The sequence below is a fragment of the Brevibacterium sp. 'Marine' genome (genome assembly GCF_012844365.1).
Taxonomy (GTDB): Bacteria; Actinomycetota; Actinomycetes; order Actinomycetales; family Brevibacteriaceae; genus Brevibacterium.
On record NZ_CP051626.1, the window covers coordinates 2,392,506 to 2,418,404 of the forward strand.

At 66.4% G+C, this 25,899-nt stretch carries 22 protein-coding genes; 3 read left to right on the forward strand and 19 right to left on the reverse strand.

Going from position 1 to position 25,899, the window contains the following annotated elements; all coding sequences use genetic code 11:
• Nucleotides 1-134 precede the first annotated feature (134 nt).
• The 19 genes from HF684_RS10815 to mraZ form a co-directional block, all read right to left on the reverse strand.
• Nucleotides 135-1,058 carry an RluA family pseudouridine synthase gene (locus tag HF684_RS10815; protein WP_169252468.1) on the reverse strand — a complete coding sequence of 308 codons (924 nt, stop codon included), beginning with the start codon at nt 1,056-1,058 and terminating at the stop codon, nt 135-137.
• Nucleotides 1,051-1,587, reverse strand: coding sequence for a signal peptidase II (locus tag HF684_RS10820; RefSeq protein ID WP_169252469.1), 537 nt, complete (start codon nt 1,585-1,587; stop codon nt 1,051-1,053). The genes HF684_RS10815 and HF684_RS10820 overlap by 8 nt, the downstream gene beginning before the upstream one ends.
• 124 nt (nt 1,588-1,711) lie before the next feature.
• Nucleotides 1,712-2,512 carry a DivIVA domain-containing protein gene (locus HF684_RS10825; protein ID WP_169252470.1) on the reverse strand — a complete coding sequence of 267 codons (801 nt, stop codon included), beginning with the start codon at nt 2,510-2,512 and terminating at the stop codon, nt 1,712-1,714.
• Between the two features lie 303 nt (nt 2,513-2,815).
• Nucleotides 2,816-3,115: a YggT family protein gene (locus HF684_RS10830; RefSeq protein ID WP_169252471.1), complete on the reverse strand. Its 300-nt coding sequence runs from the start codon at nt 3,113-3,115 to the stop codon at nt 2,816-2,818.
• Between the two features lie 95 nt (nt 3,116-3,210).
• Entirely contained in the window at nt 3,211-3,732 is a 522-nt protein-coding gene (gene sepF / locus HF684_RS10835) for a cell division protein SepF (RefSeq protein WP_169252472.1), read from the reverse strand.
• A 78-nt stretch (nt 3,733-3,810) separates the two neighbouring features.
• Complete coding sequence (gene pgeF, locus HF684_RS10840) at nt 3,811-4,569, reverse strand: peptidoglycan editing factor PgeF (protein WP_169252473.1); 759 nt, start codon at nt 4,567-4,569, stop codon at nt 3,811-3,813.
• A gap of 1 nt (nt 4,570) precedes the next feature.
• Nucleotides 4,571-5,758: a cell division protein FtsZ gene (gene ftsZ, locus HF684_RS10845; RefSeq protein WP_169252474.1), complete on the reverse strand. Its 1,188-nt coding sequence runs from the start codon at nt 5,756-5,758 to the stop codon at nt 4,571-4,573.
• Nucleotides 5,759-5,996: 238 nt separating this feature from the next.
• Nucleotides 5,997-6,752, reverse strand: coding sequence for an FtsQ-type POTRA domain-containing protein (locus HF684_RS10850; protein ID WP_169252475.1), 756 nt, complete (start codon nt 6,750-6,752; stop codon nt 5,997-5,999).
• Between the two features lie 5 nt (nt 6,753-6,757).
• Nucleotides 6,758-8,173 carry a UDP-N-acetylmuramate--L-alanine ligase gene (murC, locus tag HF684_RS10855; protein WP_169252476.1) on the reverse strand — a complete coding sequence of 472 codons (1,416 nt, stop codon included), beginning with the start codon at nt 8,171-8,173 and terminating at the stop codon, nt 6,758-6,760.
• Nucleotides 8,174-8,175: 2 nt separating this feature from the next.
• Nucleotides 8,176-9,276: an undecaprenyldiphospho-muramoylpentapeptide beta-N-acetylglucosaminyltransferase gene (gene murG, locus HF684_RS10860; RefSeq protein WP_169252477.1), complete on the reverse strand. Its 1,101-nt coding sequence runs from the start codon at nt 9,274-9,276 to the stop codon at nt 8,176-8,178.
• Between the two features lies 1 nt (nt 9,277).
• A complete protein-coding gene (ftsW, locus tag HF684_RS10865; protein ID WP_169252478.1) occupies nt 9,278-10,819 on the reverse strand; it encodes a putative lipid II flippase FtsW in 1,542 nt (513 codons plus the stop codon).
• 1 nt (nt 10,820) lies between these two features.
• Nucleotides 10,821-12,344: a UDP-N-acetylmuramoyl-L-alanine--D-glutamate ligase gene (gene murD, locus HF684_RS10870; RefSeq protein ID WP_169252479.1), complete on the reverse strand. Its 1,524-nt coding sequence runs from the start codon at nt 12,342-12,344 to the stop codon at nt 10,821-10,823.
• Entirely contained in the window at nt 12,337-13,425 is a 1,089-nt protein-coding gene (gene mraY, locus HF684_RS10875) for a phospho-N-acetylmuramoyl-pentapeptide-transferase (protein WP_169252480.1), read from the reverse strand. Before mraY ends, murD begins: the two co-directional genes overlap by 8 nt.
• Nucleotides 13,425-14,888, reverse strand: coding sequence for a UDP-N-acetylmuramoyl-tripeptide--D-alanyl-D-alanine ligase (murF, locus tag HF684_RS10880; RefSeq protein ID WP_169252481.1), 1,464 nt, complete (start codon nt 14,886-14,888; stop codon nt 13,425-13,427). The genes mraY and murF overlap by 1 nt, the downstream gene beginning before the upstream one ends.
• A 1-nt stretch (nt 14,889) precedes the next feature.
• Entirely contained in the window at nt 14,890-16,461 is a 1,572-nt protein-coding gene (locus HF684_RS10885) for a UDP-N-acetylmuramoyl-L-alanyl-D-glutamate--2,6-diaminopimelate ligase (protein ID WP_248278885.1), read from the reverse strand.
• A complete protein-coding gene (locus tag HF684_RS10890; protein ID WP_169252483.1) occupies nt 16,461-18,242 on the reverse strand; it encodes a penicillin-binding protein 2 in 1,782 nt (593 codons plus the stop codon). The genes HF684_RS10885 and HF684_RS10890 overlap by 1 nt, the downstream gene beginning before the upstream one ends.
• 75 nt (nt 18,243-18,317) lie before the next feature.
• Nucleotides 18,318-18,884 (reverse strand): hypothetical protein, encoded by a 567-nt coding sequence (locus tag HF684_RS10895; RefSeq protein WP_169252484.1) that lies wholly within the window; start codon nt 18,882-18,884, stop codon nt 18,318-18,320.
• A complete protein-coding gene (gene rsmH, locus HF684_RS10900) occupies nt 18,881-19,846 on the reverse strand; it encodes a 16S rRNA (cytosine(1402)-N(4))-methyltransferase RsmH (RefSeq protein WP_169252485.1) in 966 nt (321 codons plus the stop codon). The genes HF684_RS10895 and rsmH overlap by 4 nt, the downstream gene beginning before the upstream one ends.
• Nucleotides 19,847-20,026: 180 nt before the next feature.
• Nucleotides 20,027-20,458 (reverse strand): division/cell wall cluster transcriptional repressor MraZ, encoded by a 432-nt coding sequence (gene mraZ / locus HF684_RS10905; protein WP_101553353.1) that lies wholly within the window; start codon nt 20,456-20,458, stop codon nt 20,027-20,029.
• Nucleotides 20,459-20,918: 460 nt separating this feature from the next.
• On the opposite strand from mraZ, the gene HF684_RS10910 reads away from it, so the two are divergent.
• The 3 genes from HF684_RS10910 to HF684_RS10920 are packed head-to-tail and all read left to right on the forward strand — an operon-like array spanning nt 20,919 to nt 25,718.
• Nucleotides 20,919-21,908: an AAA family ATPase gene (locus HF684_RS10910; protein WP_169252486.1), complete on the forward strand. Its 990-nt coding sequence runs from the start codon at nt 20,919-20,921 to the stop codon at nt 21,906-21,908.
• 4 nt (nt 21,909-21,912) lie between these two features.
• A complete protein-coding gene (locus tag HF684_RS10915) occupies nt 21,913-23,193 on the forward strand; it encodes a DUF58 domain-containing protein (protein WP_169252487.1) in 1,281 nt (426 codons plus the stop codon).
• Entirely contained in the window at nt 23,190-25,718 is a 2,529-nt protein-coding gene (locus tag HF684_RS10920; RefSeq protein WP_169252488.1) for a DUF3488 and transglutaminase-like domain-containing protein, read from the forward strand. The genes HF684_RS10915 and HF684_RS10920 overlap by 4 nt, the downstream gene beginning before the upstream one ends.
• Nucleotides 25,719-25,899 lie beyond the last annotated feature (181 nt).

Here is a 25,899-nt window from a genome sequence, read left to right on the forward strand (position 1 = left end):
TTCGGAAGACGGCTCCCGGAAGTGTTGTTCCCGGCACGTGGCACCGGGGCTCCTGCTCGCGCAGTTCAGCGCGGCGTGTCGCGCAGCAGCCGGGATCCGGCACAGGCAGTGGGCGGCGGGGCCGGCCACCGGTGTCAGCGCGGCCGGATGCGGTCGAGCGCGGTCTGCAGGTCCTCGGGGTACCCGCTTTCGAATTCGACCCACTTCTGCGTATCGGGGTGGTGGAAACCGAGCTTGACGGCATGCAGCCATTGGCGTTCCAGTCCGAGTTCCTTCGCCAGCACCGGATCGGCGCCGTAGGGCAGATCGCCGACGCAGGGATGTTTGGTGGCGGAGAAATGGACGCGGATCTGGTGAGTGCGTCCGGTCTCCAGGTGGACCTCGACGAGTGCGGCACGGCGGTGGGCTTCGATCACTTCGTAGTGGGTGATCGCGTTCTTGCCTTCGGTGCGCACCGCGTAGAGTCCGTCGTGTTTGGGATGCCGGGCGATCGGGGCATCGATGGTGCCGAGCACAGGGTCGGGCAGTCCCTGCACGACCGCATGGTAGGTCTTTTCCACCGTGCGTTCCTTGAAGGCGCGTTTGAGCACGCTGTAGGCGTATTCGCTCTTCGCCACGACCATGAGTCCCGACGTGCCGACATCGAGTCGCTGCACGATGCCCTGACGTTCGGGCGCGCCGGAGGTGGCGATGCGGAATCCTGCTGCGGCGAGACCGCCGACGACGGTGCGTCCGGTCCAGCCGAGGGCCGGGTGTGCTGCCACGCCGACGGGCTTGTCGACGACGACGAATGCATCTTCGTCGTGGACGATGCGCATTCCCGGCACGGGATCGGGCACGACCTCGAGCGGCTTCTTCGGCTCGGGCATCATGATGTCGAGTCGTTCACCGGCGATGACGCGATCGGATTTGATGACCGGGCGCCCGGACATCTCCACTCCCCCGTCGGCGCAGATATCGGCGGCCGCAGTGCGGGAGAGACCGAGCAGCTTCGACATCGCAGCGTCCACGCGCTGGCCGTCGAGTCCCTCGGGGACGAGGATGGAACGTTCAGTCATGAGAGTCCTCTTTCACGCGGGTGGAGTCCGATCCGTCGATGTCGATGCCCCTGAGGCTGACGATGACGAGGGTCACTGCGGCGGCGGAGATCGCGATGTCCGCGACATTGCAGATGAACAGAGACAGATCGATGAAGTCGACGACGGCGCCGTGCAGGAACGACGGTTCGCGGAAGAGCCTGTCGACGAGGTTGCCGAAGAGTCCGCCTAAGAGCAGACCGAGGCCGATCGCCCAGGCCCGCGACCCGAGCTTGCGAGAGATCACGAGGATGGCGATGAAGACGCCGACGGCGATGATCGGGAAGATCCACGTCACATTCGACCCGAGGCCGAGCGCGGCTCCGGGGTTGCGGTAGAAGGTGAATCCGGCCAGGGAGCCGATCACCGGAACCGGAGGCCCGTCTTCGAGGAAGGTGACGGCGAGGAACTTGGTGAACTGATCGATCACGAGCACTGATGCTGCGATTGTGAACAGCAGGACCATCATGGCGGCGCGAGGTCGTTTCACCCGTGAGGCAGGATCGTTCATTTGGTTCATTCTAGACCACTGCCGACGGTGCCGGATGCAGGCGTGTGGCGGCGGAGTGTGCGGACACGACGGAGGCCCGGGCACTCCGCAGAGTTCCCGGACCTCGGTCGCTGGTGCGCTGGGATCAGAGCTTGTGGTTCGAGGAACCGCCCAGCGGGCCGTTTCCGTCGAGGGTCTCCGGAGCCAGGCTCGTGGAGTTCTCGAGGTCACGCAGCTGATCGTTGAGGTAGCTCTTGAGGCGAGTGCGGTACTGGCGCTCGAAGTTCGAGAGCTGGTCGATCGAACGCTCGAGCGTCGACTTCTGCGATTCGAGGGTCGACAGCGTCTCGTCGCGCTTGGATTCGGCCTTGCCGACGATGTCGGCTGCTTCCTTCTCAGCGCCCTTGATGAGCTCGTCGCGCTTGCGCTCACCTTCGGCGACATGCTCGTCGTGGACGCGCTGAGCCAGAGCGATGAGACCATGAGCGTCTCCGTCGCCCGCTACGGCAGCGCCGAGACCGGCACCCGCGGCTCCACCGGCGGCACCGGCTGCCATAGCAGGTGCAGCAGAGCTGTCCTTGGGGGCCGGAGCGGCTTCCTTGACGGCCGGGGCCGGGGTCTCTTCGACCGGTGCCGGAGCGGCAGGTGCCTCGGCCGGAGCCGGAGCCTCTTCCTTCTCTTCGGGTGCGGGAACGGCTGCGGGCATCGCCTGAGTGGCGTCGATGTCCTCTGCCGGTGCCGCGGAGGCGCCGCCGGCTTCGAGTTCCTTCACACGCTGTTCGGCGGTGGAGAGCTTCTGACGCAGCTCGTCGTTCTCCTGGTAGAGACGGCGAATCTCAACGACGACCTCATCAAGGAAATCGTCGACTTCGTCCTGGTCGTACCCGTCGCGGAACTTCACATGCTGGAACCGCTTGTTTACTACGTCTTCAGGCGTGAGCGCCATGAGGTCACCTTCAGTCGATCTACATTCATTACGCTGCCGCCCCGAAGGACGGCTTCAACGTCACATTAGCGTAACACCTGCAGTTTTGTCCCGCAGTAATGGCGTGTCTCGCATTCAATGACGAAGTTTTCCGCATCCGAGGCTAACAAGCCGAGCACGCGGACAGCCAATTATGGTGAGTATATTCACCATCCATCCGGTCATCACGCAAACGATTCACGATAGCCGACCGAAGAGATCCGGAGGCGATTCCCGGTGCCCATTCACAGTGATTCGTCAGCCGAGGTCACCGCGGCGAGGGCATCAGGCGGAGGTGTGCGAGAGGTTGAAGAACACCGACGCGATGATCTGGATGCCGATGAGCAGGACGATGAATCCCAGGTCGAGCGAGACCTGCCCCAGACGCAGCGGCGGAATGATCCTGCGCAGCAGCTTCAGCGGCGGATCGGTGAGTGTGTACACGATCTCGGCGAGGACGAGGAGGAAGCCGGTGGGCCGCCAGTCGCGGGAGAACACCTGGACCAGGTCGAGCACCACGCGCGCCAGGAGCACGTACACATAGAGGCTCAGCGCTGTACCGAGGATGTAGAAGATGATGGCCACGTGGGTCCCCCGCGCCTTTCGTTGTTGCTTGAGAGTTCTGAGGCTTCAGCCTATCGGCTCCAGCTGAGGACGAGTTGAGAGTGTCCAGGCGCCGTTCAGCTCTGGTTGAAGAAGCTGGCCTGCGTGTCCGAATCCGCTTCGTTCTCGCCGGCGACCTCGATGTTCTCGGGGGTGAGCAGGAAGACCTTGTTCGTGACCCGTTCGATCGAGCCGTGCAGACCGAAGATGAGGCCGGCGGAGAAGTCGACGAGACGCTTGGAGTTGTTCTCGTCCATCTCCGAGAGATTCATGATCACCGGGGTGCCCTCGCGGAAGGCGGCGCCGATGACCATGGCGTCGTTGTAGCTGCGGGGGTGGATGGTCCTGATGCGATTCATTGAGGTTCCTGGCGCCGGGGTGTCTACGGGACGGATCGGTGACGGATGGATCGGCGTCACCGGGGCCGGGGTCCGTTCTTCCGCTGCCGCCGGGGCGTCGGAGTCGTCGACGTCGTCGAAGGTCTCGACGACCTCGCGGTCGCGGCGCGCCGGTTCACGACGGTCGGTGTGCTGGGTGGTGGTCTCGTCCTCTTCTTCGACGAAACCCAGGTATTCCAGCGTCTTCTTGATTGCTGACATGTCTAAAGCTCCTCGGACTTCGGCACTTGCTCACCTGTCGCCCAAACTATCGCACCCGGGCATCCGGTCCGGTGAGTCCTATGGGTGTGTCGCGGTCTTTTCTTCCTGCAGCCAGATGATCCCGGCGAACCTCCCCGTGCGCTTCTGCCGGCGGTAGGAGAAGAGATCCTCGGATTCCTTCGTGCAGGTGCGTGAGAAGTGATCGATGGCCACATCGGCCCGGCGCAGCTGTTCGGCCACCGCTCCGGCAACGTCGAGGGCCGGTGTGCCGGTGACCGACACCGAGGCGGCTGTCGGCTCGATCGCCGCGACCTCGCTCCTCAGCTCCGGTGGGACTTCGTAGCAGCGAGGGCAGACGGACGGTCCGATGACTGCATGGATGTCCCGAGCGCCCGCGTCGCGCATTGCGGCGATCGTCGAGCCGATCACACCCGCGGCCATTCCCGGGCGTCCCGCATGGACGGCGGCGATGACGCCCGCCTCGGCGTCGGCGAGCATCACCGGGGTGCAGTCGGCGACCATGATCGCCAGGCCCACTCCGGACACGGTCGTCAGCTGGGCATCGGCCTCGACCGGTTCCTGCCGCAGCTGTGCTTCGTCGCTGATGATGTGCACATCGGTTCCGTGCACTTGGGAGACGAACGAGAGCCGCTCGCCGCTCAGGCCGATGACCTGAGCGAGAGCGGCTCGGTTGGCTGCGACGAGTTCGTCATCGTCTCCGACGTGGCGGGCGAGGTTGAACGAGGAGAAGTCCCCGCTCGAATAGCCGCCGTGCCGATCGGTGAAGGCGACGTGGGCGGTGCGTCCGCCCGGGATGACGAACCTCGAGCGCAGCATATTACTTGAGGAAATCCGGGATATCGAGGTCGGAGTCGAAGTTCGAGCTGCTCCGTTCGCCCGGCAGGGAGGCAGGAATCTGGTGCTCCTCGCTGCGGCGGGGGGCAGGTGCCGGCTCATCGGCCTCCGGCGCTTCGGTCTCGGGTTCGGCGACGACGGGCGACTCTGTCTCGGGCTCGGCCGGAGCGGCGGCCGGGATCGGCGCGGGGATCTGATCGGATCCGGCGACCTCCGCATTCGGGGAGGTGTTGTCGAACCCGGCGGCGATGACGGTCACTCGGCATTCGTCGCCGATGTTGTCGTCGATGACCGCGCCGAAGATGATGTTCGCTTCGGGGTGCGCGGCCTCCTGGACCAGGCGTGCAGCCTCGTTGACCTCGAAGAGTCCGAGGTCGCCGCCGCCGGTGATGCAGAAGAGCACTCCGTGGGCGCCGTCGATGCTGGCTTCCAGCAGCGGGGAGGCGATGGCGGATTCGGCGGCCTGCACGGCACGGTCGTCGCCGGTTGCCGCACCGATGCCCATGAGCGCAGTGCCGGCATCCTGCATGACCGACTTGACGTCGGCGAAGTCGAGGTTGATCAGTCCCGGGACCGAGATGAGGTCGGTGATGCCCTGGACACCGGAGCGCAGGACCTCATCGGCGGAGCGGAATGCTTCGACGACGGAGACGCTGCGATCGGAGATCGAGAGCAGACGGTCGTTGGGGATGACGATGAGGGTGTCGACCTCTTCGCGCAGAGCCGCGATTCCGGCTTCTGCCTGCGCGGAACGACGGCGTCCCTCGAAGGTGAACGGTCGGGTGACGACGCCGATGGTCAGTGCGCCGAGCGAGCGGGCCACGCGGGCCACGACGGGGGCGGCGCCGGTTCCCGTGCCGCCGCCTTCGCCGGCGGTGACGAAGACCATGTCCGCACCTTCGAGTGCGTCGCGGATGGCGTCTTCGGAGGATTCGGCTGCCTTCTTGCCGATCTCCGGGTCCGCGCCGGCGCCGAGTCCGCGAGTCTGGTCACGGCCGATCTCGAGCTTGACATCGGCGTCGGAGAGGACGAGAGCCTGGGCGTCGGTGTTGATTGCGATGAACTCCACGCCGCGCAGGCCGACGTCGATCATCCTCTGTACAGCGTTGACACCGCCGCCGCCGGTTCCGGCAACTTTGATGTCCGCTCCGGATTGTGGGAATTCAGCCAAGTCGGTTCCTCGTCTCAAGCGCTTGCGCTCCGCAGGGTCTGCGTGCGCATTCGGTCTGTGTTCTCTGCCCTGAGGCTATTGGGCGGGGCAATCTCACTGCAACCATTCTCGCCGGAGTGTCGGGGTTCGGCCAAACTTCACACCCGGTGTGTCGGGGCCAAACGGCGGCAATCGCAGTGGCTGCCCCGTGCGGTGCGAACGGGCGGCGTCCCGGACCGCTGCTCGTGCGCACCGAGGATCAGTCGGTCACGGGTACCGAGGGCACGGAGACGTCGATCTCGGTACGGCCTTCGGCAGCGAGTTGGGCGGCGGTGCGCACCTTGAGGCTGGAGTCGGTCGAATCGCCGAAGACGACCGTGGCCTTCTGCTTGCCGGTGTCGAGTCGCCCCTTGAGGCTCATGGAGTCCTCGGCCTCGATCGTCACCAGCTGACGCCTGAGCTCCGGTCGCAGATCGCCCATGAAGCGGATCACCGCGGCGACGGTCTCTCGGTCCGGCTGGTGTCCGCCGCCGCTGAGCACGGTGAGCTTCTTGGGCGCTGTGTCGACCGTGCCGAGATCGACGGCCTCGGAGTCGTAGAGACGGTAGCCGGATGCGCCTTCGATCGCGATGACGGGGGTGCGGTCCGTGATGTCGATCTTCAGGGCCCGGGGGCCGGCATAGTGGACGGAGGCGGCTTCGGCTTTCGGGAACTCCCCCAGCACGGAGTCCTCGACCGCACCCGGGCGCACCTGCGGCAGGGGTCTGCCGCCTTGACCGTCGAGCACGAAATCGCTGACCGTGTCGGTGTCGATCAGCTCGCTGCCGCTCACCTGCACCTTCTGCAGGGACAGCAGGGGTGAGAACCAGGCGACGGCGACGAGGGCGATCAGCGCGGCCACGATGCCGATGGCGATGAGGCGTCGACGCCAGGTCTGCCGGCGGCGGGCCCGGATGACTCCGGTGAGGTCGGCGGTGGAGTTGTCTCCGGACCGGGCCGGGGGAAGCGGCACCATGGGCCTCAGCCCTCCAGTGCGCTCAGCAGCTCGGGTCCGAGGATCGTCACGTCGCCGGCTCCGACTGTGAGCACGAGATCACCGGGCTTCACCCGTGCCGCGACGAACGGGACCGCCTCGGCGAAGGACTCCAAGAAGGTCACGTTCCCGTGCGGGACCCTGTCGGCGATGAGCGCTCCGGTGACTCCCGGCACGGGATCTTCGCGGGCGGGGAAGACGTCGAGGACGACGACCTCATCGGCCAGGCCGAGGGCCTGTCCGAACTCCTCCCGGAATTCCATCGTCCGCGAATACAGGTGCGGTTGGAAGATCGCCCAGACCCGTCCGCCGTCGGTGACGACTCCGCGGGCGGCGCTGAGCACCGCACGGACCTCGGTCGGGTGGTGGGCGTAGTCGTCGATGACGCGCACTCCGGCCGCGATGCCGCGTTCTTCGAAGCGCCGGCGCGTGCCCCCGTAGCCGGCGAGCCCGGCGGCCGCGCGTTCGACATCGGCGCCGAGGCTGTGGGCCACGGCGATCGCGGCGGTGGCGTTGAGCGCGTTGTGCATGCCCGGCTGCCGCAGTTCGACCCGCAGCTCGTCGTCGCGGCCGGGCAGGTCGAGGACGAAGGTCGAGCCGATTCCGGAGTCGAGGTCGCGCAGCACGAGATCGGCGTCGACGGAAGTGCCGTAGAGGACGACGTCGGCGCCCTGGCCGCGGGAGTGCAGGGCGACATCACGGGATCCCGGGTCGTCGGCGCAGGCGATGATCGTTCCGCCCCGGGTTTGGATGCCGTCGCAGAATTCGATGAAGGCTTCGCGCACCCTCTCCGGAGTCCCGTAGTGGTCGAGGTGGTCGGCTTCGACGTTCGTGAGGATGCCGATCGCCGGTTCGTACAGGAGGAACGACCCGTCGGATTCGTCGGCCTCGGCCACGAAGACGTCTCCGGTGCCCAGGTGGGCATTCGTGCCCGTCGTCGACAGCACTCCCCCGATGACGAAGGACGGGTCGACTCCGCAGGCCTGCAGTGCCACGGTGGTCATCGACGTGGTCGTGGTCTTCCCGTGGGTGCCGGCCACGGCCACGGCTCGCCGGTCGACCATGAGAGAGGCGAGAGCCCCGGAGCGGTGGAGGATGCGCAGCCCACGTCGCTGTGCTTCGACGAGTTCGGGGTTGTCCTTGCGGATGGCCGAGGAGATGACGAGGGTGTCGGCTGCCCCGAGGTTCTCGGCCGAATGTCCGATCGTGACCGTGGCGCCCAAGGTCCGGAGAACATCGACGACGTTGGATTCCTTCGCGTCGGAGCCGGAGACGTCGACCCCGTTCATGACCATGATCCGGGCGATTCCGGACATTCCCGAACCGCCGATGCCGATGAAGTGGACGGCTCCGAGCTCGCCGACGGGAACGATGCTCGCAGGGCTCGTGTTCGCAGAGGTCATGATCAGCCTTCCAACGCGCGATTGACGATGGCGGCCATGCGGGCCGCGGCATCGGTGGGGTAGTTGAGGTTCAGTGCCGCTCGGCTCATCTGCGCGAGTCGCGATTCGTCTGCGAGCAGCGGCAGGATGGTCTCGACGACCGTCGACGGTGAGAAGTCGGCATTGTCGACCATGAGCGAGGCGCCGGCGCTCACGCTGCCGGAGGCGTTGAGGCGCTGTTCGCCGTTGCCGATTGCCAGGGGCACGTAGAGAGCGGGGACGCCGGCGACCGTGGCTTCGGAGACCGTGGCTGCTCCGGAGCGGGCGACGAGAAGATCGGCGACCGCGTAGGCTCGGTGCATTCCGTCGACATAATCGACGACGTGGTAGTCGCTCAGTTCGGATGCGACCTCGCGCAGCGCTTCGCCCTTTCCGGCTCCCGTGATGTGGAGGACCTGGATGCCGGCCTCCTGGCATGCGGTCGCGGTGGCGAGGAAGGCCTCGTTGATCTTTCGTGCCCCGGAGGAGCCGCCTGTGACGACGAGGACAGGGCGGTCATCGCGCAGACCGAGATCGGCACGGAATCCTGCACGCCGTCCTTCGTCGCCACGGTCGAGATCGGTGATCTCGGTGGGCATGGGCATGCCGACGAGAGTCGAACCCGGCAGCTGCGTGTCCGGGAACGTGATGCCGACGCGACCCGCTGTGGTCAGTCGGGCGCCGAGGCGGTTGGCCATTCCCGGCTTCGCATTGGCTTCGTGGACGATCAGTGGGATCTTCGCCTGTTTGGCGGCGAGGAACGCCGGTGGGCACACGTAGCCTCCGACGCCGACGACGGCGTCGATGCCGCGGGAGGAGATGATCTGCTTGACGGCGGAGATATTGCCGCGGAAGCGAAACGGGAACCTCAGCAGGGCGGGACTGAGCGACCGAGGCATGGGCACCTTGTCGATGGTGAGCAGCTCGAATCCGGCGCGGGGAACGATTTCGGCCTCGAGCCCGTCGGGGGTGCCCAGCGCCACGACATCCCAATCGGGGTGCTGCCGGGCCAGCTCACGGCCGATCGCCAGCATCGGCGAGATATGGCCGGTGGTGCCTCCACCGGCGAGGAGGATGTTCGTCATCTCATTTCCTTTTCTTGCGGGCAAGCACGGCGAGCGAGGATCGCAGGCGATCCCTGTTGGCGGCGATGGCCGCCTCGGCGCCCGGCTCGGTGCGAGCGAACGACAGCACCACACCGACGGCGAGCAGCGAGGCGATGATCGAGGAGCCGCCGTAGGACACGAACGGCAGAGGCAGACCGATGACCGGCAGCATTCCGGTGACGACGCCGATGTTGATTCCGGCCTGGCCGATGATGAGGGCGAAGAAGCCGGCGGTGGCGACCTGGACCATGAGGCTGTTCGAGCGCATCACCACCCGGACCATCCCGAAGCCGAGGACGGCGAAGATGAGGATGACGACGAGGGTGCCGACGAGGCCCAGCTCCTCTCCGATGATGGCGAAGATGAAGTCGTTGTGGGCTTCGGGCAGCCAGGACCATTTCTCACGGCTGGCGCCGAGTCCGACTCCCAGCCATCCGCCCGAGGCCAGGGAGAACAGTCCGTGGTTGGACTGCCACGCCTGCCCCATGGTGTCCGCGGCGGACTGATCGGCATGTCCGGTGAGCATCGCCTGGATGCGGTCGAGACGGTTCTGGGAGCTGAGGACGAAGAAGGTGACCGCCGCAGCGAGCACGCTGCCCAGGAGCAGGAAGTACTTCATCGGGAACCCACCGACCCACAGGCAGACGATCGCCATGGCCATGATGACCAGGCCGGTGCCGAGGTCGTTGCCGGCGACGACGAGTCCGGCGGCGGCGAGGACTCCGGGAACGACGGGGATCATGGCGTGGCCGAAGGTGGTCATCTTCCCGGCTTTCTGGGCCAGGATTAAGCCGAGCCACAGGGCGAGGGCGACCTTGAGGAACTCCGAGGGCTGGATCTGGAATCCGCCGACGCCGATCCAGTTCGCGTTGCCCTTCGTCTCCTTGCCGAGGCCCGGGATGAAGACCGCTGCCTGCATGGCGAGGCCGCCGATGATCGCGAACCAGGCGGTCCGCTTCCAGAACTGCAGCGACATCCGGCTCGCGATGTACATGAGGACGAGGCCGACGCCGGCGAACATCGCCTGTTTGTTGAAATAGGCGAACGATGAGCCTGCTCCCCCGTCGTAGGAGGTGATCGATGAGGCGGAGAGCACCATGACCAGGCCCAGCCCCGTGAGCAGCACGACGGAGACGAGAATGAGGAAGTAGGTCGTCAGCGGATGAGCGGAGAGTCCGGAGACGTCACCGCGCACATGATCCCATGCGTTCCGGATCGCCGAGGCGGTCGTGTTCTTCCCGACGACCTTCGCAGGCTTCTTCGCCGGCTTCCTCGCAGGTTTCTTCCCGGTTGCCTTCGCCGGATTCTTCCCGCCGGCGGCTTTCCTCGTGGCGGTCTTCGTGGCAGATTCCGTGGCGGCGGACTTCCCCGCACGGGTCCGTGTGGCGGACTTCACGTCCGCAGGCTTCGTCGCGGTCGCTCCGAGGCTCTTCGACGTCGACGGAGTCGCTGCGGAGACAGTCGTCTTCGCACGCTTGCGGCGGCGACGTTCATCCGCCTTCGCGGTGGCCTGCCGTCCCATCTCAGCGCTCCAGGTGCGTGTTGACGGCCTCGGTGAACAGTTCGCCGCGAGTGTTGTAGTTGAGGAACTGGTCCATGCTCGCGGCCGCCGGTGCCAACAGAACGGTGTCGCCGGGTTCGGCCAAGGCCGCGGCAGCGTCGACGGCGGCCGCGGCGACCGCCTCGCCGCGGCGCTTCGGGACTCCCGAATCCACGGCCAGGGCCGGTTCGATGCGGACGACGTCGAGGCCGGGGATGGTCGCGGCGATGGCCTCGCGATAGGCCGAGTCGTCGGAGCCGATGAGCACGAGCGCCTTGAGCCGGTCGCGGTGGTCGGCGAACAGAGAAGTGAAGTCCGCGCCTTTGGGCAGCCCCCCGGCGATCCAGATGATCGAGTCGAACGCGGCCAGTGAGGCATTCGCGGCGTGAGTGTTCGTCGCCTTCGAATCGTCGACCCAGCGGATGCCGTCCGCGTCGGCGACGGTGACCATGCGGTGCGCTCCGAGCGAATGGTTCTGCAGTCCCGCAGCGATCGCCTGACCGGGCACGTCGATCGCGCGTGCCAGGCAGGCGGCGGCCAGAGCGTTGGCGACCTGGTGCGGGGCCGGCCGCGACCCCGCGACGCCGGTGGAGGCCGCCACATCGTCGAGGGAGGCGAGTTCGGCGGCCGAGGAGTAGCGCTGCGGGATGAAGGCCCGGTCGACGAGCAGATCGTCGACGACGCCGAGTTCGCCGGGGCGAGGCACACCGGTGGTGAAGCCGATGGCCTTGGCTCCTTCGATCACGTCGGCGTCCTCGACCATGTGCAGGGTCACCTCGTCGGCGCAGTTGTAGACGCAGGCGAGCTTCGCATTGTGGAAGATCTTCGCTTTGTCTGCCGCGTAGGCCTCGGCGCTGCCGTGCCAGTCGAGGTGGTCGGGGGCGATGTTGAGCACGGCCGCGGCGTCGGCGCTCATCGACTCCTGCCAGTGCAGCTGGAAGCTCGAGAGTTCGATCGCGAGAACCTCGAGCCCGGGTTCGAGCACCGCCTCGAGCAGCGGGGTGCCGATGTTGCCGCAGGCCTTGGCCTTGAGCCCAGCGGCCAGCAGCATCGACTCGAGCATCGTCGTGGTCGTCGTCTTGCCGTTCGTGCCGGTGATGGCCAGCCATTTGGCATCGTTCGTCCCGCGGATCCGCCAGGCGAGTTCGACTTCACCGATGACGGGGATGCCGGCCTCTGCTGCGGCCGCGAGCACGGGTTGGTCGGGGCGCCATCCGGGCGAGGTGACGACGAGGTCGAGCTCGCCCTCGGGCAGAGTCTCGACGTGTTCGGGACCCCGGCGGATGTCGACGTCGAAGACCTCGAGGATCTGCGCCTTCTCGCTGACATCGGCCGTGTCGTCGCCGTCGATGACGATGACGTCGGCGCCGCGTTCGCCGAGGTGGACGGCGGCGGGGAATCCCGTCACGCCGAGGCCGGTGACGAGGATGCGCAGTCCGGCCAAGGATGAGCTCGGGCCACTGAGCGCGGCCGGGATCTCCTTGGGGGTGGTGGGGTCATCAGCCAACGCGGGCCACCCAGTCGGCGTAGAACAGGCAGATTCCGGCGATGACGAAGAGGGCGGCGATGATCCAGAATCTCACCACGATCGTCACTTCCGCCCAGCCCTTGAGCTCGAAGTGGTGCTGGAGCGGCGCCATTCGGAACACGCGCTTGCCGGTGGTCTTGAAGGAAGCGACCTGGATGATCACCGACAGGGTGATGATGACGAAGAGTCCGCCGAGGACGATGAGCAGCAGCTCGGTGCGCGACATGATCGCCAGTCCGGCGAAGGCACCGCCGATGGCCAGCGAACCGGTGTCGCCCATGAAGATCTTCGCCGGGGAGGTGTTGAACCACAGGAAGCCGAAGCAGGCCGCGGCCATGGCCCCGGCGACCATCGCGAGGTCACGGGGGTCGCGCATGTAGTAGCAGGCATTCGTGGCCTCGGACATGAGGTTGCAGTTCTGCGTCGACTGCCAGGTGCCGATGACGACATAGGCGGCGAAGACGACCACCGAGGCACCGGCGGCCAGACCGTCGAGCCCGTCGGTGAGGTTGACCGCGTTCGAGACGGCGGTGACGATCAGGTTCGCCCAGATGACGAACAGGATGAGCCCGAGGATCGCTGAGCCGAAGGCGAGGTCGAGGTTCGTGTCGCGGATGAACGAGACCTTCGTCGACGCCGGGGTCTCGCCGAAGGAGTTCGGGAACTGCAGGGCGAGGACGGCGAAGGAGATTCCGACGAAGGCTTGGCCGATGAGCTTCGGTGTCGGGCGCAGGCCCAGCGACCGCTGCTTCTTGATCTTGATGAAGTCGTCGAGGAACCCGACGACCGCCAGTCCCGCAGCCAGCCACAGCACGAGCAGACCCGATGCCGTGGGCACGGAACCGGTGAACAGATGTCCGAGCAGGTAGGCGAGCACCGCGGCGCCGATGATGACGACGCCGCCCATGGTCGGGGTCCCGCGCTTCGTCGCATGCGAGGTCGGACCGTCGTCACGGACGAACTGGCCGTACCCCTTCCTGACGAGCACCCGGATGAACAGCGGGGTGCCGACGAGCGCGAAGATGAGAGCCAGGCAGGCTGCGAGCAGTACGGCAATCATCAGGCCCCCGATACTCCGGCGATTTCGTCTCCCAGGTAGCGCAGACCGGCGTCGCGGGAGGATTTGAACAGGACGATGTCGCCGGGTGCGAGTTCGGAATTGAGAAGATCCCTCGCCTCGGCCGCGGTGGCGACCCAGGCCGCCTCGTTGCCCCAGGAGCCCTCGAGGTTCGCAGCGTTGAAGATCGGCTTGGCGCCGTCACCGACGACGATGGTGCGAGTGATGTTGAGGCGCACGACGAGTTCGCCGATGTCCGAGTGCGCGGAAACCGACTCATCACCGAGTTCGAGCATCTCGCCGAGCACGGCGAAGGTGCGACGCGGGCTCGTCTCCTCGTCACCGCGGCCCATCGAGGCCAGGGTCTTCAGGGAGGCTCGCATGGATTCGGGGTTCGCATTGTAGGCGTCGTTGAGCACGGTCACACCCGTCGGCGAGTCGATGAGCTCCATCCGCCAGCGGCTGGCCGCCGAGGAGGTCGACAGGGTCGTGACGATCGACTTCGTCGACACTGCGCAGGCGTGGGCGATGGCGGCTGCCGCCAGAGCGTTGCCGACGTGGTGTTCGCCGATGAGCGCCAGTCGTACATCCCGCGGCTCTTCACCGGGCAGGGTGAGGGTGAACGTCGGGTGACCGGAGGAATCCGTGGACACAGAGGTGCCGCGCACGACCCGGTCGTCGGCCCCGACCCATTCGGGCAGGGACTCACGCTGTGAGAACCACAGGGTGGACACGTCGGGAGCGAGGACCTCACGCATTGCGGACACGCGGGTGTCGTCGGCGTTGAGCACGGCGGTGGATCCGGCCGTCAGCGACTCGACCAGCTCGGCCTTGGCCCGAGCGGTGTTCTCGATCGACCCGAAGACTCCGGAGTGGGCGGTGCCCACGGCGAGTTCGACGGCGATATCGGGCCGGATGAGGCTGGTCAGATAGGCGAGGTTGCCGATCGACCGGGCTCCCATCTCGAGGACGAGGAAACGGGTGGACTCGACCGCCCGCAGGGCCGTCAGCGGGACGCCGACCTCGTTGTTGTAGGAGTTCGGCGGCCACACGGTCTCGGCAGCACCTGCGAGGAGGTCGGCGGCGAGGTCCTTCACGGTGGTCTTGCCGACGGAGCCGGTGATCGCGATGACGGTGATCTCGCCGTCTGCGCGCAGGCCTTCGATGCTGTGCTTGGCCAGCTGGCCGAGCGCTTCGGTGGCATCGGCGACGACGACGACCGGCAGCGGCTCATCGTCGATGGTGGGGACGGATTCGCCGATGATCAGGGCCGCTCCCGCCTCGACGGCGGCGGCAGCGAATTCGATGCCGTCGAAGCTTTCGCCTCGGCGGGCGACGTAGATATCGCCGGGTCCGACTTCTCTCGAGTCGGTCACCACACCGGCGGTCAATGGGGTCTCGGGGTCGATGCCGTACAACTCGCCGCTCAGGGCGGTTGCGATCTCGGCTGCAGTCAGTCGCTTCATATCATCTGTGAACTTTACCTGGTTGTGCGTCGCCCAGTCGCATGGACAGCGCTGAGCGTGTCCTGGCCCGGTCGTCGAAATCGGTGACCGTGGTGCCCACGGTCTGGCCTGTCTCATGCCCCTTTCCCGCGATGAGCACGGTGGCGCGGGGGTCTGCTTTCGCGATCGCCTCATCGATGGCGGCACCGCGGTCGGCGACCTCGATGATCTTTTTCACACGGGCCCGGCCCGCATCCACCTCGGCGTCGATTCCCTGCCTGATGGCGGCGCGGATCGTGTCGGGATCCTCGGTGCGCGGATTGTCGTCGGTGAGAACGATCACATCGGCCTCGCGTGCCGCCGCCTGCCCCATGCCGAAGCGTTTGCCGCGGTCCCGGTCGCCTCCGGCGCCGAAGACGATGATGAGTTCGTCGGAGTCGGCGTGCAGGGTCGCAAGCGCCTTCGCGATCGCATCAGGGGTATGGGAATAGTCGACGATGGCCCGCGGCAGGAGCTCGGGGTGGGATTCGCCGAGGGCCCGCGGTCCGGAGACGTCGATGATCTCCATCCGTCCCGGCACCGTGACCGCGAAGCTGCGGCCGATCGCATCGATGTCCGCGGCACTGATACCGGCTTCGATGAGCATCGAAGCGGCCAGGGCCGTGTTCGTGACGTTGAAGTCACCGGGCAGCGGTGAACGCAGACGGATGCTTCGTCCGTCGTCGAGATGGAGCACGAAGTCGGAGACGCCCGGGGTGTGTTCGATGCGCCATCGGCTGCGGTCGTCGCGTCCTAAGGTGCGCACGGGCACCTGCGCGGCCTCGACCATCCGCTCACCCCATTCGTCCTCGACGACGATGACGGCCTGATCGGAGAAGGTGCGGGTGAACAGCTGTGCCTTCGCCTCGAAGTACTCCTCCATCGTGTTGTGGAAGTCGAGATGGTCCTGGGACAGATTCGTGAACCCGGCGACGCGGAAGTGCGCCCCGTCGACACGATGCTGGCTGAGCGCGTGGGAGGAGACCTCCATCGAACAGGTGTCGACCTCGGCCGCGCGCATCTTCGCGAACAGAGCGTGCAGTTCGGGGGCTTCGGGGGTCGTGCGCACGCTCGGCACGGTGTCCCCGGCGATGAGGATGGCGACCGTGCCGATGACGGCGGTGCGGTGCCCCAGTGCCTCGAGCATCCCGTCGGCCAGATAGGTCGTCGTGGTCTTTCCATTCGTTCCGGTGACACCGATGAGCTCCGGCACCGAGGTGGTCCCGTAGACGGCGGCGGAGACGAATCCGAGCACGGCGCGGGGGGCTTCGACGATGAGAGCGGTGACGCCTTCGAGCAGCTGCCGGCCGGCCTCGTCCGCGCTCAGTGCATCGGTGATGAGCTGCCAGCCCGCGTCGTCGGTGAGGATGGCGTCGACCCCGCCGCGGATGAGTTCGGGAGCGAATTTCGCACCGTGGACGTTCGCGCCCGGCAGGGCGGCGTAGAGCTGACCGGGTGAGACCGCTCGGGAATCATGGGAGACTCCGGTGACCTCTGTCTCGGGGTCACCGTGGAGGGTGCCGGGTGCGATCGGCAGCAGCTGTGAGAAGCGCATCATTTCCATTCTCGAGCGGGCAGATCTGGTTTCTGCGTCGACGGTGGGATCTTGAGATGCCGCATCGCGAAGCCCGCGACATCGGAGAAGACGGGAGCGGCGGCCTGTCCACCGTAGTAGCCGTTCCGAGGCCGCTGCAAAGTCACGGAGATCGCCAGTTCGGGATCTTCGGCGGGCAGGACGCCGACGAACGAGGCGGTGTAGCCGTCATAGCCTCCGCCTTCTGCTGCCGGTGCCTGCGCGGTACCGGTCTTTCCGGCGACGCGGTAGCCCGAGACCTGGGCGGACTTGCCCGTGCCTTCGGCGACGACGCCTTCGAGCATCCGCAGGGTCTCGTCGGCGGCCTTCTTGCTCACCACCCGCTCCTTCTCTCCGGCGGGGGTGGAGATGGTGCGGCCGTTGGGGGTGATCATTCCGTCGACGAGTCGAGAGGGGACGTGGACTCCCCCGTTGGCGATGGTGGAGATGACGTCGGTGGTCTGCAGTGCGTTCGCGGCCACTCCCTGACCGAACATCACGGTGTACTTCGTGCGTCCGTCCCATTCTTCGTACGGGTGGAGGATGCCCGAGGTCTCGGCCGGGAAGCCGATGCCCGAACCGGAACCGAAGCCGAACTTCTTCATGTATGCGTAGCGCTGGGCTTCGGTGAGCTCTTTTCCGGCCAGGATGGTGCCGGTGTTCGAGGATTCGGCGAGGATCCCGGCGAAGGTGAGCTTCTCATCGGGGTGTTCGTGGGAGTCGCGGAACTCTTCGTCATTCGGCGCTTTCCACTTGTCCGGGACGGTGAATTCCTGTTCGGGCGTGACGAGCCCCTGATCGAGCAGCGCCGCGGCGGTGACCATCTTCGCGGTCGAACCCGGTTCGAACACATCGGTGAAGATGCGCGAACCGCGGTCGTTGCCGTCGACCTTGCCCGGCGAGTTCGGGTCGACCGTGGGAGCGTCTGCGGCGGTGATGATGCGTCCCGTCTTGACCTCTTTGATGACGATGGATGCAGATTCGGCTTTGTGCTTCTTCCGCTGCTCCTCGATGGCCTGCTGGGCGTAGTACTGCATCGCGGGATCGATGGTTGTCTGCAGACCTTGGCCGTCGACGGCGTCCTTCATGTTGTTGTCGCCGAGCGGGATGATCTCTCCGCGTGCACCGCGCTCGTACTGCTGCTGGCCGTCCGTGCCCGACAGCTGTTCGTCGTAGGCCATCTCGAGTCCGGCCTGGGCCGTGCCGTCGGAGCTGAGGAAGCCGACGAGGTTGCCGGCGACTCCGCCGGCGGGGTACGAACGCACCGAGTACTCCTCGGCGGAGATTCCGAGGACTTCGAGCTTCTTCACCTCACGCCAGGTCTCCGCGGTCAGTCCCTTCGCGACGGGGTTCCAGCGTTTGTCGCCGACGAGTTTGGGGTAGAGCAGACCGGGGTCGGTGTTCAGCGGCTTCGACAGGGCTTCGGCTGCTCCCCAGGCCCCGACGAGTTCGCCGTCGACTTCGTACTGGGCGACGTTTTGCTGGTCGACGACGAGCTGGTAGCGGGACACGCTGTCGGCGAGCACGGTGCCGTCGGCGGCCAGGATCTGTCCGCGATCGGCCGGCAGCGTCCGGGTGACCAGCCGGTTCGACAGTGCCTTCTCTGCCAGCTTCATCGAGTCCATGCCCTGGATCGACACAAGCCGGACGGAGGTGATGAGGAGGACGAGGATCGAGACTGCGGCGATGAAGCCCATCCGCAGGCGCAGATTGGGGCCATCGCCCTTGCGCTTCCTCTTAAGTCGGGTTGTGCGTGAGCCCATTGCTTGAGTCCTCGGTCCTTGGTGTGGTCGGCGAATGATTCGGTCAGGCCGTTCCCCGGTCCCGGTGAGCTCGGACTACTTCGGTGCCTCCTGGCTCGGAGCCGCCACGTCCTGGCTCGGGCTGCCCCCGACGACCGGGAGCTTCTCATCCGATCGTAGATTGGGTCGGATGTCATCGCGTGTATCGGCGCGCGGGCCGGGCACGACTGTGGGCTCTTTCTCACCGCTGACGTCGATGCCGGGTGCGTCGATGATCTTCCCGGTCTTCGCATCGAGGAACTCCGGGGAGGAATCCCTGACGAGGCCGAGCTCCTCGGCGGCCAGGGCGATGTTCTGCGGGGACTCGCGATACGAGTTGTCCTCGACGAGGCGGTCCTTCTGTTCGGCCAGGGCTTCCTTCTGACTCGTCAGCTGGTCGACCTTGTAGGAGGTGTTGGCCACGAAGATGTTGAGCAGCAGCACGGCCACCAGGGCGGCCAACAGGATCCCCACGCACAGCATCGAGAAGGGCAGACGGGACTTCGGCAGTTCGAACTTGAGCAGCCGAAGCTTCGCTCCGCCCTGCTGACCACCGGCTTCTTCGAGCCGGCGGGAGCGTTCGGTGAAGTGGGGCTGACCCGCGGTCGCCTGAGAATTCCTCACGATCGTGCCTCCCTGATCTTCTGCACTGCCCGCAGGCGGACGCTCGCCGCCCGCGGGTTGGTCTCTGCTTCGTGCTCATCGGCCATTTCGGCGCCTCTGATGATCTCCGCCAGCCAGGGCTGGTGCTCTTCGGGGACGACCGGCAGGTCCGGCGGTGCCGAGGAGGTCGTGGCCGCCCGGAAGGTCTTCTTCACGATCGTGTCCTCCAGCGACTGGTAGGACTCGATGACGGCCACTCCCCCGAGGTGCAGCGCTTCCAGGGCCGCAGGCAGCGCGGTGCGCAGCACTCCGAGTTCGTCGTTGACCTCGATGCGCAGGGCTTGGAACGTGCGTTTGGCGGGGTGGGAGCGCTTCTTCGTCTGCGGGATCACCCGCGAGAGCATGGCCGCGAGCTGGTCCGAGGTCTCCCATGGAGTGTGGGTCCGGTCGGTGACGAGGATCTTCGCGATCCTGCCGGCCAGCTTCTCCTCGCCGTATTCGCGCAGGATGCGGCGCAGCTCGGCTTCGGAGTAGGTCGCCAGCACTGTCGCGGCGGTGAGGTCCTGGGTGCGGTCCATGCGCATGTCCAGGGGCGCCGGTCGGGAATAGGAGAAGCCGCGTTCGTCTTCGTCGAGCTGCAGGGAGGAGACTCCCAGGTCGAGCAGGATCGCGCTGATCGATTCGATGCCGAGGTCGGCGAGGACGTCGGGCAGCTCATCGTCGACGGCGTGGACGATGTCGGTGCGATCGGCGAAGGGGGCCAGACGTTCGGTGGCGATGTCGATGGCCTGCAGGTCCCGGTCGATGCCGACGAGGTGGACATCGTCGAAGGCCGTGAGCACGGCTTCTGCGTGCCCGCCCATTCCCAGGGTGCCGTCGACGACGACCGGGGCGAGCCCGGCTCTGCGAGCGGCTTCGACGCCGACGCCGATGAGTTCGACCACGCGCTCGAGGAGCACCGGTACGTGCTGCTGAGCTGTCATGCGTGGGTCCTTCGTGTGGGTGCGTGTTTCGGGGCGTGTGCTGCGTGTGCGCTGCTGGAGCCAGAACCTTGACCGCCGTGGCCCTGCCACCGGGGAAGTGTGTCAGGACGTCCGAGCTTCGGAAACGGGGAAGTTCCCCGAAACTCGAGCACGGCGGGCAAGGATCAAGCCCGAGCAGAATCAGATCACTCCGGGGATCACCTCCTCTTCGCGTTCGGCGAAGGCCTGCTGAGCGCCGACGAGGTAGTCCTCCCAGGTCGGTGCATCCCAGATCTCGACTCGGTTTCCCATGCCGATCACTGCGACTTCCCTGGTCAGTGATGCGTACTGCCGCAATATGTTCGGGACCGTGATGCGTCCCTGTTTGTCCGGTTGATCCGCAAATGCCGCCGACAGGAACACACGCTGGTAATCGCGGGCTTCCTTATTCGTCTTCGGCGCGTTCTGGATTCGCGCGTGCTCGGCTTCGAACTCCGTGGTGGGGAACAGGGTGAGGCAGTTCTCCTGGCCACGGGTCAGAACGAGTCCGGGCGACAGCTCCTCGCGGAACTTTGCGGGCAGGATGAGGCGACCTTTGTCGTCGAGCTTCTGCATATGAGTGCCCAAGAACATGTCGTCTCACCCCTTTCGAAACCCATCGGCTCCGATAGCAACCACAGTACTCCACTTCCCTCCACGGATTCCAGCTTCTGATCCAAACGATACGACGAAACGAACGTTTTCCCAGGTCAGATAGGTGGAGGAAAGTGGGGAAAATTTCCCGAAGGCGCGTCGCGAGAGTGTCGGACGGGCGGGATTCAGTGCGTTCACACAAGGGGTGGTCCGCCTCGGCGAGAGCAGCGAGAACGGCAGGGATCCGCGAGAATCCGCGGATCGCGGATGATCCCCCGCACCGAGGTGGAGGCGAACGGGGAGGAAAGTGGAGGGTCCGCGTGGAGGAAAGTGGGGAGGTGGGTGGGGAGTGGAGTGGGGGTCGCCTCGGGGAGCAGCTGGGAGAGGCCGGAGACGGGGGTGACGAAGCTGAAAGAATCTCGTGTGGCTGGGGTGCCGGCTTTCAGGGACAATAGAGGGTATGTCGACCAGCCAAGAAGGTACACAGACCAATTCCGTGATCGGCGCCGAACACATCGAGTGGGTGCAGAATCTGACCTCGCGGGCACGCACAGCGATGAACGCGGTCCTCGAAGGCAAGGATGAGGCCGTCGGGCTCTCGCTCATCGCGCTGCTCGCCGGCGGACACGTCCTCCTCGAAGACGTCCCCGGCGTCGGCAAGACCCTGTTGGCCCGTGCCATGGGCAAGGTCGTCGACGGCTCCGTGCGCCGCATCCAGTTCACGCCGGACCTGCTGCCCACCGACGTCGTGGGCGTGAACCTGTTCAACCAGGAGACTCGCCACTTCGAGTTCCGGCAGGGCCCGGTGTTCGCGAACATCGTCATCGCCGATGAGATCAACCGCGCGTCCCCGAAGACGCAGTCGGCGATGCTCGAGTGCATGGCCGAGGGCCAGGCGACGATCGACGGGCAGACCTATCCGATGCCCACTCCGTTCATCGTCGTCGCCACTCAGAACCCGATCGACATGGAGGGCACCTACGCTCTGCCCGAGGCGCAGCGCGACCGCTTCCTCACCCGCATCTCCCTGGGATACCCGGCGACGTCCGATGAGGTCGACCTGTTGGACAACCAGATCCAGAACGATCCCCTCGAGACCGCCGCCGCGGTGACGAACCTCGAGCAGATCACCCAGGCGCGCACGATCGTCCGCCACGTCTCGGCGAGCCGGGCGCTGCGCGAATACATCGTGGCGATCCTCCATGCCACCCGCGGCGATCAGGCGATCCTGCTCGGCAGCTCCCCGCGCGGCGGTGTCCACCTGCTGCGCGCGGCGAAGGCTCGCGCGGCCCTGTCGGGACGCACCTTCGTCACCCCCGACGATGTGCAGGCTCTGGCCCCGTACATCCTCGCCCACCGCATCATCCCCCGCGACGGAGACGACGCGGAGCTGGCTGCCGACCTCATCGGTCGGGTGCTGTCCCGCGTGCCCGTCTCGACGAACCAGTGACCGCATGCGACTGAGCACTTCGGGAATCATCTTCGTCCTGGCCGGGGCGGCCCTCATCATCACGGCCTACCGCTTCGCGCTGCCCGGTCTGCTTCCGGCCGGTCTGCTGCTGCTCGGCCTGGTCCTGCTCTCGGCGCTGCTCATCCTGTGGGGCACCCGGCGGGTGTCGATCACGATGAGCACGAACCTCCACGAGGTGGCGCTGTCGCCCTCGCACAACCGCTACCCGTTGGCCGCCGAGGGCAAAGAAGTCGAAGTGCAGGCGCGCGTGACCAACATCGGTCAGCTCGCGATGCCGGCCGCGACGATCGACTTCGTTCCGGCCGAAGGCTTCGGCGACTCCACCTCCGGTGATGTTCCGGCTCTGGCTCATGGGGCTTCGCAGACGGTGCTGACGTCCTTCACCCCCAACCGCCGCGGCGTGACCGGGATCGATGCGGTCCTCATCACCGTGTTCGGGCCCTTCGGCCTGGTGAAGATGAAGAAGAAGGTCCACGGGGCCTTCCCCGTGGCCGTGTCCGTGCCGATCCTGGCCGCGCGCATTCCGCAGGATTCGTCGATCCGGCCCGCCCGCCTCGATGACGGCAAGGTCCGCACCGGACACACCACCCGGGACTTCCACACGCGTGAGTACGTGCCCGGCGATGACCTGCGGCATGTGCATTGGCCCTCGACGGCGAAGTCCGGCGAGCTCATGGTCCGACACGAAGCCGATGAGGAGACGCTCCATGCGCTCATCCTCATCGACCTCGTCGCCGATGAGGGTGCCGAGGAGCCGAGCGATCTCGAGATCGAGTTCCTGCTCGCCGCGGCCACCGCAGCCGGAACCGCGTTCCTCAAGTCCGATTACGAGGTCAATGTCGTCGCTCCCGGACACCAGATCAGATTCAAAGGAGCCCGCGAGATCGACAAGCTGCGTCTTCTGACCGCCCTTGTGCGCCCGGGCAGGGTCGAACTGCCGTCGCACGACAACCCGAATCACATCGTCATCTGCTCCGTCGGTGATCAGCGCGGACAGGAACTCGCCTCCCACTTCTCCCGTCGTGTGCCGGTGACTCTGCGCACGCTCAGCGAGATCGACGATCTGACGATGCTCGGTCTCAGCGAAGATCTGCCGGAGTCGTGGACGACCTTCGAGACCAAGCGCTCTCGCAGCGGCACCGGACGGACCTCGGCCGACCCCGGACCGGGCACAACCGGTGCCGGCGGCGCCTCCTCGACGCCGGGAGGCGCAGCTGCGACTCCCAGAGGTGCGCGCGCGACACCGCAGGGGGTGCGCCGATGAGCCTCGACACTCCTGACACCCGTCCGTACGGAGCCGATTCCGGCCCCCCGGCGCAGGATCGTTCGGCGCCGGTGTCGACCAGCGATGAGCGGCCGAGCACCGGTTGGCTCGAAGCGATCGTCGTCTTCATCGCCATGGCTCTGACCGCACTCGCCGTGTCGGCGGTGTTCAGGGACTTCGCCTGGCTGCCGCCAGTGCTGGTCGCCGTCGCCGTCGTCGTCATCGTCGGCGCCGTGTTCCGCACCGTCCCGGCACTGCGTTCGACCGGCACCGCGGTCATCGCCCAGTGCGTGGCCGGCCTCATTGCGGTCTTCGTCGTCTGCGCCGGGGATTCGCTGCTGCTCGGGTTCATCCCGACCGGTGGGTCCTTCGGGGCGGTGATCGATCTGCTCTCCGAAGGGGTCAGCGACCTCTATGCCACCGCTCCCCCGGCCGCGAGCACTCCGGGATTCATCGCGATGCTCACGATCGCCTTCACCCTCATCACGATCCTCATCGACGGTCTCGTCTCGGATCTGCGGGCGCCGAAGGTCGGTGGCGTGCTGCTGCTCGTGCTGTGGATGATCCCCGTCTACTTCGCCGCGCAGGAAGTGAAATGGTGGCATGTGGTCGCCATCCTGGCGGCGTTCCTGCTGCTCATGCTCAGCCCCTATCTGCCCGCGACCCGGTGGCGGGGAGGGATGACGGCGATCCTCGCCGGTGCTGTGGCTCTGGCCATCGGCATCGGCCTGCCCGTTCTGCTGCCGCCGGTGCCGACCCTGCCCGATCGGGCGTCGAAGGGCCAGGGCGATCTGACGGTGACGAACCCGTTCCTCAACCTGCGCCAGAACCTCGGTGATCGTGATGATGCGACCCTCTTCAGCTATCAGACGACGGACGAGGACGCCGATCCGATTCGATTGACTTCGATCGACGACTTCGACGGAGAGAATTGGGCACCGAGTCCATTCAGCCTCGACCCCTTCGCGATCGCGAGTGACGGCATGCCGTGGCCGGCGGGGATGCCCAGGGACACGAACTTCACGGAAGAGACGATCAACGTCGCCGTCGGCGACAACTACGACCAGCAGTACCTGCCGTCTCCGTATGCCCCGCAGCAGCCGAAGGATCTGGGCCGTCGGTGGATCTTCGACGAGAAGACCCTGACGATCGTGGGCAACGGTGAGAAGACCGGTGGTCTGCAGTATTCGATGGACTATCTGTCCCCGAATCCCGATGTCGAGGATCTGCAGTCGGCGACTCCGGTGTCCGAGAGCGATTTCGAGACCGAACTCGCCGTCCCCGATTCCCTGCCGCCGAGCGTGAAGGAGACGGCAGAGCGGGTCACCGCCGATGCCGAGAACCAGTGGGAGGCCGCGGTCCTGCTGCAGGCGTACTTCCGCGGCGGCGATTTCGAGTATTCGCTCGATGCTCCCGAACGGGCCAGCGGCGATGCGATCTCGGACTTCCTGGCCGAGAAGCAGGGCTACTGCGTCCAGTTCTCCTCGGCCATGACCATCATGGCCAGGACGATGGGGATTCCGGCCCGCATCGGCGTCGGATACGCCGGCGGGGACGAGTCCGAGAACGGCACTGATGTGAGCATGCAGGATTCGCATGCCTGGCCGGAACTGTACTTCGAAGGCGCCGGCTGGGTGCGTTTCGAACCCACTCCAGGCGGGCCGGCCGGCGATCCGCCGAAGTGGACTCTCGCCGATGGAGCCGGCCAGCAGGAGGACAGCGAGGAATCGGAGTCGGCGAGCCCGAGCGAGGAGCCGACCGAGTCCGCCTCGCCGACCGGTGGCTCCGACGAGCCCACCGAGGAGGAGACGAGCACTCAGGCCGCGGAGCCGGCAGGTTCGAACCTGGGCACTGTCATCGGCAGCGCAGTGATCGTGCTCGTCCTGTTGCTGCTCGCCGCACTGCCCGCGATCTGGCGTTCGATCCTGCGCTCACGCCGCACGAAGGATCCGCAGAACCTCGAAGCGGTGTGGACAGAGGTCCGTGCTCTGGCCACCGACTACGGGCAGAGCTTGGATTCGAGTCGGACTCTGCGCTTCAACGAGCTCGTGCTCGCCGGTGCCGTCCCAGCGGCCGGAGCTGCCGGTGGCGCCGGCGGCGGGGGCGCCGATGCTTCGAGCTCGGCCGGTACGGATGCCGGCTCCACGGCGCCGGAGATCGATCCGTACACCGGCGAACCCGTGCGCAAGTCCGCCGCCGAGGCGGGTGCCGGTTCCGGTGCCGCCGCTCAGAGCGCAGAAGGCGCCGGCTCCTCGACGTTTGATCGTTCGGATGAACGGCTGCGACGGTTGAGCAGTCCGGCTCCGTCATCACCGACCGAGACGGGCCGTGATGATTCGGCCCTGGGAGCGTTCGTCGATGCTCTCGAAGCCCAGCGCTACGGTGCCTCGACCGAGTCCCTCGATGACTCGGAGGTACGCGCGCTCGTCGACGAGGTCAGTACGGACCTGTCGGAGCGGGCCACGCCGGGCAGTCGGATCTCGGCGAAGATCTGGCCGGCCAGCCTGTTCAATCGTCCCAAATGACGATGAGCTGACGATCCTGGCCGATACCTGACGATCCTGGCCGGTGAGCGCAGAGGCGGTCCTGCGGGGCCGCCTCTGCGCTTCCTCATCCTCCACGACAGGCTCGCCGCTCTCTCGTCCCCGCGAGGCGGCTCGTCGCAGACTCCAAGAGCCTGGGAGCTCAGTGCGAGAGCGTGGGACC